This window comes from Shewanella sp. MF05913 (genome assembly GCF_059758095.1).
In genome coordinates, this window is the sequence record NZ_JCAYNT010000019.1 from 1 (window position 1) to 17,689 (window position 17,689).

Sequence of the window (17,689 nt, forward strand, 5' to 3'; positions counted from 1 at the left end):
AGGTTAGCAGCATCTATTTTAAATTCTGTTGAGTAAGTGGGTTGAGATTTCATTACTTTATACACCGTATTATATTAAGGAGGAGTTTACCTCATATCGGTGTACAGATTCATTAAGCCACAATAGTAACACCTGGATCCCTGATAGAAGCACTCAGGGATGACGTGCGGGAGGTGCAACTTCTAGGTTCTAGGTTCTAGGTTCTAGGTTCTAGGTTCTAGGTTCTAGGTAAAAGCATAAAGGTCATAAAGATAAAGCAACACCTGGATCCCCGATTAAAGCATTCGAGGATGACGTGCGGGTGTTGCAACATCTAGGTGCTAGGAACTCGCAAGCTCGCCTGAGAACGGACTTCGTCCTTCTAGTGGCTAGATAACGGTGTACGGAACGCTTCGCTTACTGATTCAGGTTCTAGGTTCTAGGTTCTAGGTTCTAGGTTCTAGGTTCTAGGTTCTAGGTTCTAGGTTCTAGCATGAAGAGCTTATTAGATGACGAGAAAAGTGCTTTTATCTAAAAAAAGGCACGCTACCGCCACTAGATTGCAGCCTCTAGATTGCTGTGAAACCTGTTAAATTGTTATTTTAAAAGCGAGTTTTATATATCTTATTTTTTATATGCTTAACACTTTTAAAATTGTATTTGTAAACTATTGAGCAAATTTTTAGAGGTTTGACGTTTCCGAGCGAAATAGTAGAAAGGATCCCTTTCGAGCTAAGCTCGTGGCGGTTAGATGGCTATTTGACTGCTTGTCGTTGACTGCTTTATCGTTAGACTCCTTGTTGTTAGCAAGTGTCATTCGATTGCTTGTCGTTCGACGGTTGGTCATTTGCCCGATGAGTCTGTTAACTCACTAACTCACTCACTAATTTGCTAACTCGCTTTACGTCACTTATTGAGTGTTTATATACACCCTAAATGATGTAAATGGGATACAGCAGGAAACAACAACGATATGAGATCGCATCGGTAACTAATGAGGTTAAATCAGATGATTTTTTGCCTCAACAACAGTTCTCGCTGGCATCATGCCTTGTATGAATGTTCCTTTTCTACTCTCTGTTTTTACGTCAGTCCTCTTATTTGCTGGCAATTATAATGTATACGGTAAGTTAATGACAGTTTTTTGACGATCTTTTATAAAGTGCTATTTTTACGTCGTTTTACACATTTTTTAGCTTTATTAGCAAAAATAAACCTTAGTTTACGCTTACTAACGTTGCAGTTCTGTGACTCTTGATTGTTTTCAGAACAGTGCTGTTAACTATTGTTTTCGTTATTTACACTTGATTTAAATGCTTTATAAAGATCCACTGTTGGTAAATAGCACCAAATTGGTGCACAACATACTTCACTCTAGCCAGTCTGTTTTAATTAGTCTTTAGATATGCGCTCGCTTTGTGTTGTATATAAACTTGTTGTTAAACAACACAAAAAATTAATAAAACCAGCCCTTCTCCAACGTAATTCAAACTTACAGATAACATCAAGGCTCACTCAAAGCCCTTTGATGATGATAAATTTTTCAACCACTATTTTTAACTAACAATTTACATGCCAAAAAATTGGCGGTGTCAACGAACGCTTTTATTTTGTAAAGCGATAGATGTTCTATCCAGTAAGTGCGTACGCTAGCACTTTTGATTTACTGGTATGTGTAAAGTGTGTGTTAACAACAATTAGCTCGCCATTATATTGTCGTTTAAGCATTAACTAGATTATGATAGACATTGATTTAACGTTATTTTTTGTAAAATAATTACAATTTTATTCTTTTGTGTCATTTATAACGGAATTTACCTATTAAACTCTTGTTGTTTTGTGTAGATAAGTATCGTCATTGGCTTGTGATGTCAGTGGTGTGTTCGGCTGTGTGTATTGCGAACATCACCGATAATCTCTTTACTCAAGATTTTTTTAGCCAGGTAGAGCAACGCTATGGCGCTAAACGATTAGATGATTTTGTTGATTGGCAAGAAACGATTAACAAAGGGATAAATTCAAGTGATGAAGATAGGCTTTTTTTAGCTAATCAGTTTGCTAATCGCAGAATACGCTTTACAAGTGATAGTGAGCATTGGGGTAAAGGTGATTATTGGGCTACACCTATAGAGTCGTTAGGGACTAAAGGTGGCGATTGTGAAGACTTTGCGATATTTAAGTATTTTACCTTAAAGGCCATGGGCGTTGATGAAAGTAAAATGCGCCTGATGTATGTGCGAGCATTGTTAATAAATGAACCGCATATGGTATTGATTTATTTTGACAATCCCAAAGCGATGCCACTTGTACTCGATAATTTAAAAACCAGGATATTACCGGCAAACCAACGCCGTGACTTAAAGCCTGTTTATTCGTTTAATGGCCAGGGTTTATGGTTAGCTAAGGCGCAAGGTCTTGGCAGTACTAAGCCCACCAGCAGTGGCACTAAAAGTTGGACTGATTTAGTAAATAGAATTGAAAACGGTGAATAACCGACTATGAGACATGGAGCAAATGATGGTGGCGAGGACAATGTTTACTAAGGGAATATCATTAAGGTTGCAGTTATATCTGCTAATAAGCTGCTTATCTATTTTTAGCTTTGGGGCTGCGCTGTATAACAACGTGGCTAATATGCGGACTTACTTAAATGAGCAACTGGCCTCGCATGCGCAAGGTGCTGCTCACAGTTTAGGTTTATCTATTTCACCTTATATGGATGAAGAAGGTCTGGTAATTGCCGAGACCATGACCAATGCTATTTTTGATTCAGGCTATTACCAACATATTACGTTTACCGATTTGGATGGCAAACTGATATTTGAACGCACGAACCCGCAAGGTAACTTTGCAGTACCGCAATGGTTTATCGATTGGTTTACCTTGCACCCACCTGTGATGACTAGTGAAGTTAGCGATGGCTGGCGTATAGCGGGGCAACTTAAGGTGCAGTCACACGCGGGTACCTCATACAAAAGTTTGTGGGACCATGCGGTCAGTAGTTTAATGACGACATTATTGCAATTGGTTATTGCCCTTATTTGTGCTTATTTGATTTTGAAAGCGGTGTTAAATCCACTGCGCAGTATTGAAAAACAAGCTGAGTCGGTGATTCAAAAACGCTTTAGCATCAATTCAATAAACCCTTTTACCTCTGAACTGCGCACTGTGGTGAATGCGATTAATCGTATGGTTGAGAATATTCAGCGATCGTTTAACGAACAAACTCAGCTAGCAGAAGCGTTATCAAAAGAAGTGTATATCGACCCTCATACAGGGCTGCCTAATCGCCGAGCTTTATTAAAGCGCTTTGAATCTATTCAAGCTGAGTACGACCAGCATGGTAATCGATTTTATTTAGGCCTGGTGTCGATGACATCTTTAAAACATGTTAACGATAATGAAGGTTATGGCAGTGGCGATGATTATATTTTGTCTGGTGCGCAGTTATTCAGTAAGCAAATAAGCGCGTTACAAGATGCGACTTTTTACCGTATTTCTGGCTCTGAGTTTGCCTTTTTAAGCTTGTTGACCGAAGACGCGGCCAAAGAGATTGATCAACAGATTGCCGCTAACATTATGATTGAGAGTTCGAGTCGGTTTAATCATGGCTTTGCTAAGCATTCGCTTACGCGTGTTAATCATGAAGAAGATTTTGCCGAAGTGGTTAAACGATTGGACCATCAGCTTGTGCACAATCAATATGCCGAAAATGATACCGGCCTAGTCACGGCTCAGATGATGAAAAAAAACCATTCTCGCGAAGAATGGGTCGGTATTTTAACTCAGTTTACTGAATACTTTAAAAATGAGATTAGCCACTGTAATAGCAAAGACTTTGCCATTAAGTGCATTCCATTGGACAAGATCTTCGATTTAATGCTTCAGCCTGTGGTTGATAATAATCAGTCAATTTTATACGTCGAATCGTTTGTTCGTTTTAAAGTTGAAGGCGAAGTGTTATCGACCTTAGATGTGTTTGCGATGGCTGAACGACTTGGTGTTTTGCAAGAGTTAGAACAGGCTGTTGTGTGCTTCATTTTTTATAAGTTGCAACACATCGAACATACTCGTGTGGCGATCAATATTAGTAATCGTGCGTTACATAATCCGGTATTTACTGAATGGTTGTTCGATCTTTATCAAAAAATGCACAAAACGCTTCCACCACTTTTGTATGAATTTAACGAGTCTGCGGCGATGCTTTCTTTGGAATCGACCGAGCGATTTATCCGTCAGGCTAAGCAATTAGATATTGATATTGCGATTGAACGTTTTGGCTCAAGTTTGACTTCGTTTTGTTACATTAGAAACTTAAACATTGATTACATTAAGATTGATGCTAGTTACGTCCGTGATATAGCCGAGTCTGATACACGCTTTTTTGTACAAACCATCACTCAAATTTGTCATGGTATTGGTATTAAAATCATCGCGCCACAGGTTGAGTCGGCTATGATAGGTGAACATTTTTCACTCATGAACATCGACGGTTTGCAGGGAAATGGATTGTATGCCGTACGGAATTTCAGTACAATCATCCCTGCTAATGCAACGAACACATGGACAAGTGCATTGGAGTTGAATAACTTTAGCCACTCACTGAATCACGAGGCAACATAATGCGTAAGAATAAATTAACCCTGTTATTAGTTTCTGCATTAATGACCACAGGCATGTCTGCTGGTGTGATTGCAGCTGAAGAGACCTTAACCGCAAGCACTCAGAATGCACCGGTATCTGATGTATCGGCCCAATTAGCCAATGCATTTATTGCCGCTAATGGTGATGAAGCTTTAATTATTGAAGCGATTCAAGCTGCTTATGCTGCGGGTTTAAGCCCTGATGAAATTTTAGCGATTGCGATTGCAAACGGCATAGACCCTGCCATTGTTGCTGCTAACCTTGAAGAGTTACAAACCGCAGCTGGCGGCGCATTTGGTGCAGCTCCTGCTCCAGGCGGCCCAGGTTTTGGCGGCGGTTCAGGCGGTGGTGCTGGAACTATTTCGAGCAACTAATCTAAAAAGCTAGTTTTCATTAATTAGCTTAGCTAAACAGAAGCCCATTAATTTGGGCTTTTTTGTGGGTGTTTGTAAGAGAAGGTACTAGGAACTCGCAAGCTCGCCTGAGAGCGGACTACGTCCTTCTAGTGACTAGATAACGGTATACAGAACGCATCGCACGGAATACATGGGCTAGGTTCGAGATCCTAGGTAAAGCTGTCGCCCCACCCGCACGTCATCTTTTTGCACGTCATCTTTTGCCGTCATCCCTGAGTGCTTGTATCAGGGAGCCAGGTGTTGCTGTTGACCTTGCTTGGGCATTAAAAGCAAAAAGCCAACACCTGGATTCCGGCTCAAAAGCATTGCCGGAACGACGTGGTAGTGGGCGGTATTTGTATGAAGTAGTCGTAAGCATTACCTACTAGCGTTGTACTGGGCGTTGTAATAATCTTCTTGCCGTCATCCCTGAGTGCTCGTATCAGGGATCCAGGTGTTTCTGTTGACCTTGTACAAAAGCAAAAAGCTAACACCTGGATTCCGGCTCAAAAGCATTGCTGGAACGACGTAGTAGTGGGCGTTGTCGTAATCTTCTTGCCGTCATCCCTGAGTGCTCGTATCAGGGATCCAGGTGTTTCGGTTGACCTTGCTTGAGTATTAAAAATGCAAAAAGCCTACACCTGGATTCCGGCTCAACAGCATTGCCGGAACGACGGAGTAGTGGGCGTTGCTTGAATACGAATGAGCAAACAACGAAGTAGTGGTGGGCGTTGTCGTAATCTTCTTGCCGTCATCCCTGAGTGCTTGTATCAGGGATCCAGGTGTTGCTGTTGACCTTGCTTGGGCATTAAAAGCAAAAAGCCTACACCTGGATTCCGGCTTAAAAGCATTGCCGGAACGACGTGATAGTGGGCGTTGTTTGAATACGAATAGTAAAAGACGGAGTAGTGGGCGGTGTTTGGATACGGATGGGTAAATGATTTAGTTTCGCCCCATCCGCACGTCATCCCTGAGTGCTTGTATCAGGGATCCAGGTGTTGCTGTTGACGTACCGCTTGTATAATTTAACTACAGTAGCGCTTGTTCTATGTCTGCTATTAGGTCTTGAACATTCTCTAAACCAACTGAGATACGCAGTAGATTGTCGGTGATGCCTGCGGCGAGTCGGGCTTCTGGTGTATAAGGTGAGTGGGTCATGGATGCGGGGTGTTGGATGAGCGATTCTGCGTCGCCTAGGCTTACGGCAATGGTGAATAGCTTTACACGATTAACAAAGTTGATGGCGTCTTGCTTGTTGCCTTTTAACTCAAATGCAATGACGCCGCCGGCGCGTTTCATTTGGTTACCGACAAAGCGGTGGCCCTGGTGGTGTGTTAAGCCTGGATAAAACACCTGACTGAATTTAGGGTGTTTATCTAAATACTCAGCTATTACTTCGGCGTTGTCGCAATGGCGGGTTAAGCGTACGTCTAGGGTTTTTAACCCGCGTAAGATTAACCATGCATCGTGTGGTGATATGACGCCACCAAAGTCTTTCAATATTTCGTATTTTAATCTGTGCATGTGTTCTGCATTGCCGCACACAATCCCGGCTATCACATCGCCATGGCCGTTTAAGTATTTGGTGGCGCTGTGGATCACCATGTCGATACCTAATGAAAGCGGTTGTTGCAATAGTGGGGTCATAAAGGTGTTGTCGACGATTGACACCAGATTGTGCGCTTTAGCGACATTCGCCATCGCGGTAAGGTCAAACACTTGCAGATGAGGATTGACTGGGGTTTCGCAGAACAATACTTTGGTGTTTGACTTAATCGCCGCCTCAACTGCGTTCATGTCGGTGAAGTCGACTAATGTACTCGTAATGCCTAAGCGCGTTAGCTGAGTGGTCATGAGCGCGAAGGTACAACCATAAACGGCTTTAGACGCTACGAGATGATCGCCTGCATGTAAATGTGTCAATAATGCGCTTGATACTGCTGCCATACCCGATGCTGTTGCAGCGGCGTCTTCTGCGCCTTCTAGTAGCGCCATTTTACGTTCAAGTTCTGCGGTGGTTGGGTTACCGAGGCGAGTATAAATATAACCCGGTTCTTCGCCTGCAAAACGGGCTCCGCCTTGCTCGGCGCTGTCAAAAACAAAGGTCGCGGTTTGGTATAAAGGGGTGGTGAGCGAGCCAAAGGCTTCGCGTTGATGTCCGCCATGAATGGCTAATGTGGCTAAATTCCATTTACCTTGATTGTTATTTTGCATTGCTTCTCCCTGCGCCACCTTGTTATGAGTTGTTACCCTCTTTGGGGTTATTGTTGTGGTGGTCGGAATTTAAGATACAGCGGAATAAAATATAACCAAGTGATTGTTGAAAAATAACCCTGTGGACGATGTAAAAACAATTTTACAAACAGCTGTTTACATCGTTTAAATCACCTATTTGAGTGCTGTAAATGCACGCAGAAGATGTGTGACAGCAGGCGATTAGTTCAGCAAAGATTGCTTGAGCTTTTGCATGCCTTGGTCAATGTTAACAAGAGGCTGGTAACCTAAGTCTTGTTTGGCTGCGCTGATGTCAAAGTAGTGGCTGGTAGACAGTTGTCTTGCGACAAAACGCGTCATGATAGGTTCTTGCGATTTATTGAGTAAACCATATGCGGTTTCGAGTACCACGCCTGCGACATAAGCAACACTTGCTGGAACACGTTTGGTTACTGGCGGTAAATCAACACAGGCGAGAATACGATTGAGCATATCAGCCATGGTTATAGGTTGATCATTACTGAGAAAATACGCTTTACCTGCAGATTTAGCATTAGTCACTAAATCTAACGCGGCTAAAACATGAGCATAAGCAGCATTGTCGACATAAATGGTATCGACCAGTTTATCTTCATGACCCACGAGCTTTAACCGCCCTGCCCGTGCACGCTCAATCACTCTAGGCACAAGATGAGGATCGTTTGGTCCCCAAATCAAGTGTGGCCGCAAAGCAGTAGTGTAAAGTTGCGCGGAATTAGCCTCAAGCACCTGTTGCTCTGCGATGGCTTTAGATTCACCGTAATTATTGAGGTATGAGTCTGCGTAAGGTGCTGATTCGTTAATCCCATTTTCATCACGCCCGGCAAACGTCACGCTTGGGGTGCTGGTATAGACTAAACGTTGAATATTAAGCGTTTTACAGGCATTGATAATGTTGTTTGCACCATCGACATTGGGCGAGTAATAGCTTTGTTTACTGCCCCAAACCCCTGCCTTTGATGCAACATGAAACACCATGTCGCAACCTTGCATGGCTTGTTTAACGCTTTTGTAGTCACTGATATCGCCGCGGTGCATATCGACGCCCAGTTCTACCAGTTTTGGGTAATCACCACGGGCAAAACCCACTACCTGAATACCTGCAGCAATTAAACGCTGACAAATCGCCCATCCTAAAAAGCCACCGGCACCGGTGACAAATACCTTGTCGACCGACAATGCTAATTGCTTAAGCGCGGTTTGCTCTAGAGGATGTAAATCTGTCAGATTCATGCTGATGACCTTATTTAATACTTTAAGACAACTTTGAGACGAGGCTTATTCTTTCCACTGCTTTTGTGCCCAAACCGCCAGTTTTTCTCTAAAGATTTTTGCGTTATGACGCACGTCGACCGGGAATTGAGGATGAATTAAAAAGCGCCCTATTCCGTCGGTGTGTGGATATTGTTCTGCGATAGCTAATAGCTCTTGATACAGTGCTTTAGACGTTGAGCAGACGATGTCGTTTTGCAGTTCAATACACAATACAGGCACGATATTATCACCTAACTTAACGCCCACAATGGCCGAACGTTTTACTTGTGGATGGGTGTTAAATACGCGCTCACAGGGTAATGTATAAAAGCGCTTTATTCTTTGCTGGCCACGCGTAGCATCGACAATATGGCCTTTACGACCACACATCCATAATAAGCCATTATCGTCTATATACCCCACGTCACCCATGCGATGCTTAACGTGTTCAGCATCGTTAATTTTAGCCAATTCAGTGGCCTGTGGACGTTGATAATAAGCCTGGCTGACCATTGGCCCACTGACGACAATTTCGCCAATTTCGTTAGCGGCAAGTTTTTTAACATCGACCCAATTAGGCTGAGCATTATCTGTGATGGCAATAATATCAACGCTAACTGTCGAGATTGGTTTTCCGACACAAATGCCCTTACCTTGATCGGTCTGTTCGCTGGTTGCAAACAATGCATGGCTGCCAATCATGCTGATGGGTAACGATTCTGTCGCGCCGTAAGAATTCAGCACTTCAACCTGTGGGTTGAGCATGTGGCTAAAGCGTTTAATAGAACTAATGGTTGCCGGTGCGCCTGCTGATATCACTCGCTTAACGCTGTTTAGTTTATGCTGAGTTTGCTCGCCTGCTTGACCTAAACGCTCTAACAAGGCTGGGTTTACAAACATGTTGCTGCATTGATATTGCTCAATTGCGGCAAACAAATTAACTGGATTTGCCGTTATCGGTTTACTGGCATCCATGTCTGGCACAATCGATGCCATACCCAGCGCAGGGCCAAATAATGAAAACAACGGAAACGTTGCTAAGTCGCGCTCGCCTGGGCTAATGCCGTAATCATGTTTTAGGGCACTGATTTGTGCTTCAAACATGGCGTGGCTGTACACCACACCTTTTGGCGTACCTGTGCTGCCACTGGTAAACAAAATGACCGCCATATCATCTGGTTTTAGCAAGGCCATTTCAAAGGGGTAAGCCTCATTTCGACCGATTTCGGTAATGGTTTCAAGGCTTGTAGCGTTAGCTAACCAGCGCTGTAACCCTGATCCGCCGACATTAATCACCTGTTTAACACTGCCTTTACCCCAACCCAGTACGCGCCTGGCGATATGCGCTTTAGGGATACCGATAAAGGCGTCTGGTTGCGACTCTTCAAAACACTGTTTAAGGTTTTTAATGCCCATGCCTGGGTCGACTAAAATGGGGATGATACCGGCTTTGAATAGGGCAAACGTTAACGAAAAAAACTCAATGCTTGGGGTGACCATTAACACCGCTTTCATGCCACGCTTGATCCCGTATTGAATAAGCCCTTTGGCAATCATGTCTGATTGTTGGTGTAAGGTCGCAAAGTCGATTTCTTGATAATTGAACAGGCCTTGCTTAGCGTGTTGCACAGCAACAGCCAGCTCGACAGGCATGGTTTGCGCAGCCGTTTTAAGGTGCTGACAGATATTGGCATTAGCAAGTGCAGAGGTTTGGGTCATGTGGCTTCAATTTGGCTAATGTGAATAACGAATATGCTGGCTAACCGCTAAAAGGACGCCAATATATAAATAATGTTAGACGATGAAATAGCTAAAAGGCTCAAATGAGCCTTTTAGGGTGTAATTAGTTTTTTTCGATGAAGTCTTTAATTAAGCCAATTACTTCGTCGCTGGCATCTTCAAGAATGTAATGACCGCAGTCAGCAAACTCGTGCACCGTTGCATGAGGCATTCGCTGTCGCCATTCTTCTAAAAAATACTTGTCGAATACAAAATCTTGTAAACCAAAACAAATCAAGGTTGGCACGTTCGCAAACTGACTTAAACTGTCGCCAATACTGCTGACTAGATCGTAGTTTCTGTCGCCCGGTTTGAGTGGAATATCTTGTACAAAGCGTAAGGTCGAAATACGGTTTTTCCACGAGTTAAACGGTGCTACGTATGCTTCGCGCACTTCTTTACTCATGGGTTTACGTTTAACACCTACATAGGATGCTGCTGACGAAAATGCATTACAACCGCGTACTAGCAAAGTGCCTAGTAAGGTTTCGCGGCAAATCCACAATGCCCAGGGAAACGGCTTAGTTTTTGGCAGATGAAACGCGGCAGTGTTTAAACACACAATACGTTTAATACGCTCAGGATGACGAGCCGCAAAGCCCATACCAATCATTCCGCCCCAGTCGTGTACCACGAGGGTGATGTTTTGTTTTACGTCTAAGCTGTCAAGTAACGCTTCTAAATCGTCAATACGGTTTTTTAAGGTGTAATCGTATTGTGGATCATCGGGCTTGTCTGATAAGCCGCAACCAATATGGTCTGGCACAATACACTGGTGTTGATCGCTCAACGCGCTCACTAGGTTACGGTAGTAGTAACTCCAACTCGGGTTACCGTGCACCATAACCACTGGCTCGCCCTGGCCTTCGTTGATGTAATGGAGTTTATTGCCGTTACGGTCTAAATAATGACTTTTAAAGGGCAGTAAGTTGTCTAGCATGATGCATCCTGTTAACTATTTTTATAATGATATGCAAAAATTCAGTGCAGCCTAAGGCTTACCACTTTATTCCTAACATCATGCAGTTTAAACCACTGCCTATGCCTAAAAAGCTGACCTGATCGCCAACACGTAAAAAACCTTCATCGTGTGCGATGGCGGCGGTAACAGGTAAAGACACTGTGCCCATGTTGCCAAGCTTTTGGTAGGTTGGATATTCTTTCTCGTGCGGAATGTTTAATGCATTGAGCACTTGTCTGCGGTTTGATGCACCCACTTGATGACAAATTACTTTATCGACTTGTTCAACAACCCAGTCGCGTTGCTCTAAAAAGTGTTCCCACGTGTGTTTAGCAAGCTCGACACCTTCTTTAAGCAAGGTAACCGCATCGGTACGCATAAACTCGCGATACAATAAGTGCCCTGCTTCTTGCAGGCCCCATTGACACAATTGATGATGTTCTGGTGCAGACAAATGGCTGGCACCCAGTAATTGATGTTGACGTGTGGTTGTGAGTGGCAAGCTACCGTCTGTTAAAATAACAGCCACTGCGCCTGAACCGCCCGTTAGCGTTGCCAGCGACTGGGCAAAGTTTTGCATTGTCGGCTCAGCTAGCATGTGGTCAATTGTGGCATCGACGATGTCTCGTGCCGATTCGCACGACACCACCATACCCGCTTTAATTTGCCCAAGCTCGATACGGTTAGCAATGTCTAAAATACCCGACAACACCCCTAAACAGGCATTACTGATGTCGTAAATTGCAGTATCTTTTGACACACCAAGCTCAGCAGCTATGCGGCACGCGGTAGCGGGTTCGTGTTGGTCACGGCACACTCCGGTATAAACCACTGCGCCTAGGTCACTGACATTAATGCCCGTTTCGTTGACGGCTTTACGTGCAGCGGCAATAGCGCCGTCTGATAAACGATGGCCTTTTGGCCACCAACGGCGCTCAGTAATACCCGTTAATGCGGCAAGTTGCCCCATTGGAATACGAAACTTTTGATATAGCGGTGCTAAGCGAGATTCTAAATCGCTACTCGACACTATTTGTGGTGCTAGCTCATAAGCCAGACTATTGATAAAGACGCGTGAATATTTCATTAAACCGTATAATTCGCTTCGCTCTAGCAAGCCCAAAGCCACTAGAATAATTGTTATTCATTATTAACCCGCCATTTGAACAAGAATGGCATCATTATTCAATCAAAAACCGCAGTTAAGTCGGCATCTTTGGCGTTTTTTTTACGGCTTTGTGAAGGCTGTTGATTAACTAGCGCCTTGATTATTACAGACTTACGTTAAATAAAATAGCTTAAACAAAGGCTTAGTTGTAAATGTACATGTTATTCAACTTAAGCTGTTGTTTTAATTGCCTGGATAAAGGCATTTCGCGGTGTAACACTGTTTGCACAAAATTCACTCAGCGAAACATCATATCCATGCTGTTGCAAAAAACACACACGGTCGAGCAATAACCAAGCTTCTAATGCTCGACGAAATAAATGCGCGACTAAGTCTATGCGTTTTGTGAGTCGTTGTCGCGCTATTCCGCGTTGTAAAAATGTATCGAAGTCGATGTCGTTAGGAAGCACTAACTTTTTGTGATTTGCAGCCCACAGACAAAAATCGGCAAAACTGCCGCTGAGTTGGCTTTGTTTAACTGTTGGCACGGGCAGATAAGCATCAATACCTCGCACCTGACGTTGCAGACTGTCGAAGCCTAAACGCCACGACACTTCTTGCAAGCGCAATGCCTGTTGCTTGGGACTGGCAATGACGCTTTGCTGTAATGGCAGTTGTAAGTCATGCCTTGAAAGCTTAATTTTACTGGCTTTAGCCTGAGTTGATAACGGTTGGTAGTGTGAGTCTTGGATTAAATGGTAACAACAAGGCGAAATCGAAATCGCTTGAGTGTCGGCCTTAGTAGCAAGGTTTAATAAACGCACATGCAAATCACCACAAGCATGTAATGCAATAACATGTTGCTGCGGATAAAATATCGTTTCATTGGGGTTAAGCGGTGCAAACGCATCGGCGCAGATAAATCGCTGCGATAACTGCCATTGCTTGGCAAATGCCTGACCTTGCTGGCATAAGTTAGCTTGCCATTCGAGACTGGTGACTTCCACTTGCTGCTGCTTTGCGACTAAACGGCCTAAATGCCCTTTGCCAGCGCACCATTCTAATATCGGTAAACGCATTAATGCCGTTTGAAATTGCGGGTCGATTTGCTCGGAAAAAGCCGTGATTTGTTGCCACTTGCGACCTTTAATATGCGCGCTGAAATGGGCTAAATCAGTGTGTTGTTCAGCCATTGATGCTGCTTGTTTACTTACTGCGCTAATGCTGCTTGTAGGCAAAGTAAAGACTAACAAGCTTAACTGTTCAATGATCTCTGCTGCATGTTGGTGTTGGCTTTGTTTGAGGTCACTTATCAAGCTTGGAAGCAGTGTGTCGATTAATAATTGCTGATCAGCATCAATTACATCAATTTCAGCATCGTCTAATTGCCACACTTTTTGCGCTAGATGAGGAAATGACACCTGCCAAGGTAAGTGGTCACACTCAAATGCCACCAGCTGCCACAAGGGCGTTAAGCATTCAAGCAATGAATCGAGTGCTGTAAACGTATGTTGATATTCGATTGAAGACATATTGATGCTGACAGTTAACCTTGGCTGATTGAAATGATAGGATGCGGGCTCAGATAACCCAAACCGGAATTGTAAACTATGCACTCGCCTTGTGTCGCCCGCTGTGGCTTAAATGCTGACGATTATTGTATGGGCTGTTTTCGCCACATCGACGAAATTGTCATTTGGTCACAAGCCACAGATCAGCAAAAACAACAGATTGTAGATAAGCTCGACGACAGAAAACAATTGTTTATGGGTGACAGTAATAACAAAACCTTGTCTCGCGCCGAATGGCTAGCAGCAGAGAAACGTATCAACAAGAGGTAAAAACCTAACAGCTAACACCTGGATTCCGGCTAAAAAGCATTGCCGGAACGACGTGGTAGTAGGCGGTATTTGAATTCTAATAAGCAAATGTGCCATTTGGCCCTACCCGCCCGTCATCTTTTGCCGTCATCCCTGAGATCTTGTATCAGGGATCCAGGTGTTTCTTAGATTTAAGGTTCTAGGAGCTCGCAAGCTCGCCCAGCGCGGACTTCGTCCTTCTAGGTTCTAGGTACTAGGTTCTAGGTGAAACTGTCGCCCTACCCGCCCGTCATCCCTGAGATCTGTTATCAGGGATCCAGGTGTTTCTTAGATTTAAGGTTCTAGGAGCTCGCAAGCTCGCCCAGCGCGGACTTCGTCCTTCTAGGTTCTAGGTAAAGCTTGGCCCCTCCCGCACGTCATTGATGTGCTTGTATCAGGGATCCAGGTGTTTCTGTTGACCTTGCTTGGGCATTAAAAGCAAAAAGCCAACACCTGGATTCCGGCTAAAAAGCATTGCCGGAACGACGTGGTAGTAGGCGTCGTCGGAATACGAATTAGCAAACGACGGAATGGTGAATCTCATCTGAATACGAATGAGCAAGTGAGCGTTATTTGTATGATGCCGTTTAGCTCCACCCGCACGTCATCCCTGAGTGCTTGTATCAGGGATCCAGGTGTTTCTTAGATTCTAGAAGGACGAAGTCGGCTCTCTGGCGAGCTTGCGAGTTCCTAGAATCTAGGGCCTAGGGCCTAAAACCCCAAAATCAACACCTGGATTCCGGCTTAAAAGCATTGCCGGAACGACGTGGTAGTGGGCGTCATCGGAAAACGAATGAGCAAACGACGGAGTAGTCGGCGTCATCGGAATACGAATGAGCAAACGACGGAGTAGTCGGCGTTATTTGAATGATGAAGTGTTGGCGTGTCCAAACGCGGGTAACCCCTACTTCTTCATCATCGCTTTTAAGTCTGCGAATGGATTGAAGGTGGCGGCTTCTTGTTTGGCTTCTTTGGTGCTGCCGTAACGGATGAGTTCTTCAAAGCGAGAATGCTCATTGTCGTGACAGTACAAGCATAATAATTCCCAATTAGTGCCATCTGAAGGATTATTGTCGTGGTTATGATCGCGGTGATGTACCGTGAGTTCAGAAAGGTTTTTATGGGTGAATTCTCGGGTGCAGCGGCCGCAGACCCATGGGTATAATTTAAGTGCTTGTTCGCGGTAACCCTTTTCACGGGAGGCTTTGTAGTCTCTGGCTTCTGCTAAGACTTTATCTAATTTACTTGGGTTTTGATTGGTTGACATGATGCATCACTTATACAAAAAAATTACCCCAAGGATAATCACTGTTATCGCTTGGGGCAATTGTTTATACGCTGTTATTTTACGATTATTCAGCTACTGGAGATGAATTCGATAAATAAAGGTAATGTAGATAACGCTCATACTGAGTAATAATGTCGGCAATAATCTGTGATTGAGTATAACCCATCACATCATATTGCTGTCCACCATGCTCAAGATACACTTCAACGCGATAGAATGCCTGCTCAGCATTTTTATCGGTTAATTCTGCACCCATCATATTATGCGCTCGGATCCGTAAACCATACGCAAATGCCAGTGATTCATCTGAACCAATGACCAACCGTACGCGATCTTCACTCAATATAATTTCAGCATTGATGTGTTTAGCGATAAACGTATCTTTCACTTCATTCAATGCTGGGCGTGCAACTGTGTCTAAAAACACTTGTGCATCTTGATGGCTTGGTTGTGACACCAAAACGTCAAGACGGTCTTGCCAGCTCATGTTCGCTTTTACATACTGCACACTGGTGTTGTGCGACTGTACGCTGTTGATTTTAAGCCAGTCATCTTGCAATGCTCGGTATAATCCAACACACATAAACAGCATTACAATTAAGAAGGGTAATGCACTGGCAATCGCGGCAGTTTGCAGAGCTTGTAATCCGCCCGCAACTAACAACACTGATGCAACCACACCTTGTAATAAGGCCCAGAAAATACGTTGCCATACTGGCGCATTTGCATCACCGCCAGAGGTCAGGTTATCAATCACTAATGAACCCGAATCTGATGAGGTTACAAAAAACGTCACCACTAAACACAGTGCAATAACAGACAGTACGTTAGACATTGGCATGTGTTCAAAGAACTTAAACAAGGCCACTGACACATCGCTTGATACCGCTTCAGCTAAATAGGTTGCACCGTGGTTCATAATGGCGTCGATAGCTGTGTTACCAAATACGGTCATCCATAGGAAGGTTAACGCGCTGGGTACAAACAACACACCGATTAAGAATTCACGAATAGTACGACCACGACTTACACGGGCGATAAAGGTACCGACGAATGGTGACCATGAAATCCACCAGCCCCAATACAGTAATGTCCAACCACCAATCCAATCATCTTTTTGCTGATAAGCATAGAGGTTAAACGTTTTGCCTACGATGTCGCTTAAATAGCTACCGGTATTTTGTACAAATGATTGTAACAACATCACGGTTGGACCAAGAATCAACACAAAAGCAAGTAACAAACAGGCTAAGCCAAGGTTAAGCTCACTTAAGCGTTTAACCCCTTTATCTAAACCAGAAAACACTGACAATGTCGCAATACCAGTGATAACAATGATCAAACCAACCTGTACAGTGGTGTTATTTGGAATGTCACTCATTAAGTAACTCAAACCAGAGTTTACCTGTAACACCCCAAAACCTAATGACGTTGCCACACCAAACATGGTACCGATAACCGCAAAGGTATCAACCGCATGACCGATTGGGCCATAAATACGGTCACCAATTAACGGATATAGCGCCGAGCGTGGTAGCAAGGGTAATTTATGACGATAAGAGAAATACGCTAAGCTTAATGCTACAACGGCGTAAATAGCCCATGCATGGATACCCCAGTGGAAAAAGGTAATTTTAAGCGCATCTTTAGCGGCTTGAATGCTCTCAGGTGTTGCATCTGGCGGCGCAAGAAAATGCATTACCGGTTCTGCCACACCAAAAAACATTAAGCCAATACCCATACCTGCTGAAAACAGCATAGCAATCCAGCTTTTATAGCTGTAGTCAGGTACTGAATGGTCAGGGCCTAATTTAATATCACCAAAACGGCTGACCATGACAAAAAGGATAAAAATTAAGAATACCGCCACGCCTAGAATATAAAGCCAACCCGCTTTAATTTCTAACCATGACTGTACACTTTTAAAGAAGTTGCTGGCGCCTTCTGGCCAAATGGCACAGAGCAACACCATAAAAAATATGATCACCACCGATGAAATAAACACCGGCGGATTAATACTCGACTTTATTGACATAAAATCTCCAAGATAGAGAAAAATAAAAACAAAATGAGTCAGCCATGAACAAAATTGCTCAAGCCAACATAAATTCTATTTCAATTTGGGATAAGGGCAGATATTACCATAGACAAAAATAAAACAAATGGAAA

General features: G+C 43.7%; 12 protein-coding genes. 4 read left to right on the plus strand and 8 right to left on the minus strand.

The window, feature by feature from the left end:
• Positions 1-1,847: 1,847 nt before the first annotated feature.
• From AC19MV_RS18135 to AC19MV_RS18145, 3 genes are read left to right on the plus strand one after another with little or no spacing between them, the layout of a single operon-like run.
• On the plus strand, positions 1,848-2,471 hold the full coding sequence (locus tag AC19MV_RS18135) for a transglutaminase-like cysteine peptidase (RefSeq protein WP_498309304.1): 624 nt from the start codon (positions 1,848-1,850) through the stop codon (positions 2,469-2,471).
• Between the two features lie 40 nt (positions 2,472-2,511).
• Positions 2,512-4,602, plus strand: a complete 2,091-nt coding sequence (locus AC19MV_RS18140; protein ID WP_498309306.1) for a bifunctional diguanylate cyclase/phosphodiesterase — start codon at positions 2,512-2,514, stop codon at positions 4,600-4,602.
• Positions 4,602-4,997, plus strand: coding sequence for a hypothetical protein (locus AC19MV_RS18145; RefSeq protein WP_498296267.1), 396 nt, complete (start codon positions 4,602-4,604; stop codon positions 4,995-4,997). The genes AC19MV_RS18140 and AC19MV_RS18145 overlap by 1 nt, the downstream gene beginning before the upstream one ends.
• Positions 4,998-6,047: 1,050 nt before the next feature.
• On the opposite strand, the gene megL is transcribed toward AC19MV_RS18145, so the two are convergent.
• From megL to AC19MV_RS18175, 6 genes are all read right to left on the minus strand, one after another.
• Complete coding sequence (megL, locus tag AC19MV_RS18150) at positions 6,048-7,232, minus strand: methionine gamma-lyase (protein ID WP_498309308.1); 1,185 nt, start codon at positions 7,230-7,232, stop codon at positions 6,048-6,050.
• A 222-nt stretch (positions 7,233-7,454) separates the two neighbouring features.
• A complete protein-coding gene (gene oleD / locus AC19MV_RS18155; protein WP_498309310.1) occupies positions 7,455-8,504 on the minus strand; it encodes a 2-alkyl-3-oxoalkanoate reductase in 1,050 nt (349 codons plus the stop codon).
• A gap of 45 nt (positions 8,505-8,549) precedes the next feature.
• A complete protein-coding gene (oleC, locus tag AC19MV_RS18160; protein WP_498309312.1) occupies positions 8,550-10,244 on the minus strand; it encodes an olefin beta-lactone synthetase in 1,695 nt (564 codons plus the stop codon).
• 124 nt (positions 10,245-10,368) lie between these two features.
• A complete protein-coding gene (locus AC19MV_RS18165) occupies positions 10,369-11,244 on the minus strand; it encodes an alpha/beta fold hydrolase (RefSeq protein WP_498309313.1) in 876 nt (291 codons plus the stop codon).
• A 58-nt stretch (positions 11,245-11,302) separates the two neighbouring features.
• Complete coding sequence (locus AC19MV_RS18170; protein ID WP_432401314.1) at positions 11,303-12,352, minus strand: 3-oxoacyl-ACP synthase III; 1,050 nt, start codon at positions 12,350-12,352, stop codon at positions 11,303-11,305.
• A gap of 251 nt (positions 12,353-12,603) precedes the next feature.
• On the minus strand, positions 12,604-13,905 hold the full coding sequence (locus AC19MV_RS18175; RefSeq protein ID WP_498309315.1) for a methyltransferase: 1,302 nt from the start codon (positions 13,903-13,905) through the stop codon (positions 12,604-12,606).
• Positions 13,906-13,983: 78 nt separating this feature from the next.
• On the opposite strand from AC19MV_RS18175, the gene AC19MV_RS18180 reads away from it, so the two are divergent.
• Positions 13,984-14,214, plus strand: coding sequence for a DUF1289 domain-containing protein (locus AC19MV_RS18180; RefSeq protein ID WP_498296280.1), 231 nt, complete (start codon positions 13,984-13,986; stop codon positions 14,212-14,214).
• Positions 14,215-15,136: 922 nt separating this feature from the next.
• Here the strand turns inward: AC19MV_RS18180 and AC19MV_RS18185 are convergent.
• Positions 15,137-15,499 carry a YajD family HNH nuclease gene (locus tag AC19MV_RS18185; protein ID WP_432401320.1) on the minus strand — a complete coding sequence of 121 codons (363 nt, stop codon included), beginning with the start codon at positions 15,497-15,499 and terminating at the stop codon, positions 15,137-15,139.
• 85 nt (positions 15,500-15,584) lie between these two features.
• Positions 15,585-17,555, minus strand: coding sequence for a BCCT family transporter (locus AC19MV_RS18190; RefSeq protein WP_498296284.1), 1,971 nt, complete (start codon positions 17,553-17,555; stop codon positions 15,585-15,587).
• Between the last annotated feature and the right edge of the window lie 134 nt (positions 17,556-17,689).

What these genes read in the sequence shown, in the direction of transcription:
- AC19MV_RS18145 (WP_498296267.1), top strand. Translation starts at nt 4,602, where the DNA reads ATGCGTAAGAATAAATTAACCCTGTTATTAGTTTCTGCATTAATGACC.
- AC19MV_RS18175 (WP_498309315.1), bottom strand. Translation starts at nt 13,905, where the DNA reads ATGTCTTCAATCGAATATCAACATACGTTTACAGCACTCGATTCATTG.
- AC19MV_RS18140 (WP_498309306.1), top strand. Translation starts at nt 2,512, where the DNA reads ATGTTTACTAAGGGAATATCATTAAGGTTGCAGTTATATCTGCTAATA.
- AC19MV_RS18190 (WP_498296284.1), bottom strand. Translation starts at nt 17,555, where the DNA reads ATGTCAATAAAGTCGAGTATTAATCCGCCGGTGTTTATTTCATCGGTG.
- oleD (WP_498309310.1), bottom strand. Translation starts at nt 8,504, where the DNA reads ATGAATCTGACAGATTTACATCCTCTAGAGCAAACCGCGCTTAAGCAA.
- AC19MV_RS18165 (WP_498309313.1), bottom strand. Translation starts at nt 11,244, where the DNA reads ATGCTAGACAACTTACTGCCCTTTAAAAGTCATTATTTAGACCGTAAC.
- AC19MV_RS18185 (WP_432401320.1), bottom strand. Translation starts at nt 15,499, where the DNA reads ATGTCAACCAATCAAAACCCAAGTAAATTAGATAAAGTCTTAGCAGAA.
- AC19MV_RS18170 (WP_432401314.1), bottom strand. Translation starts at nt 12,352, where the DNA reads ATGAAATATTCACGCGTCTTTATCAATAGTCTGGCTTATGAGCTAGCA.
- AC19MV_RS18180 (WP_498296280.1), top strand. Translation starts at nt 13,984, where the DNA reads ATGCACTCGCCTTGTGTCGCCCGCTGTGGCTTAAATGCTGACGATTAT.
- megL (WP_498309308.1), bottom strand. Translation starts at nt 7,232, where the DNA reads ATGCAAAATAACAATCAAGGTAAATGGAATTTAGCCACATTAGCCATT.
- oleC (WP_498309312.1), bottom strand. Translation starts at nt 10,244, where the DNA reads ATGACCCAAACCTCTGCACTTGCTAATGCCAATATCTGTCAGCACCTT.
- AC19MV_RS18135 (WP_498309304.1), top strand. Translation starts at nt 1,848, where the DNA reads ATGTCAGTGGTGTGTTCGGCTGTGTGTATTGCGAACATCACCGATAAT.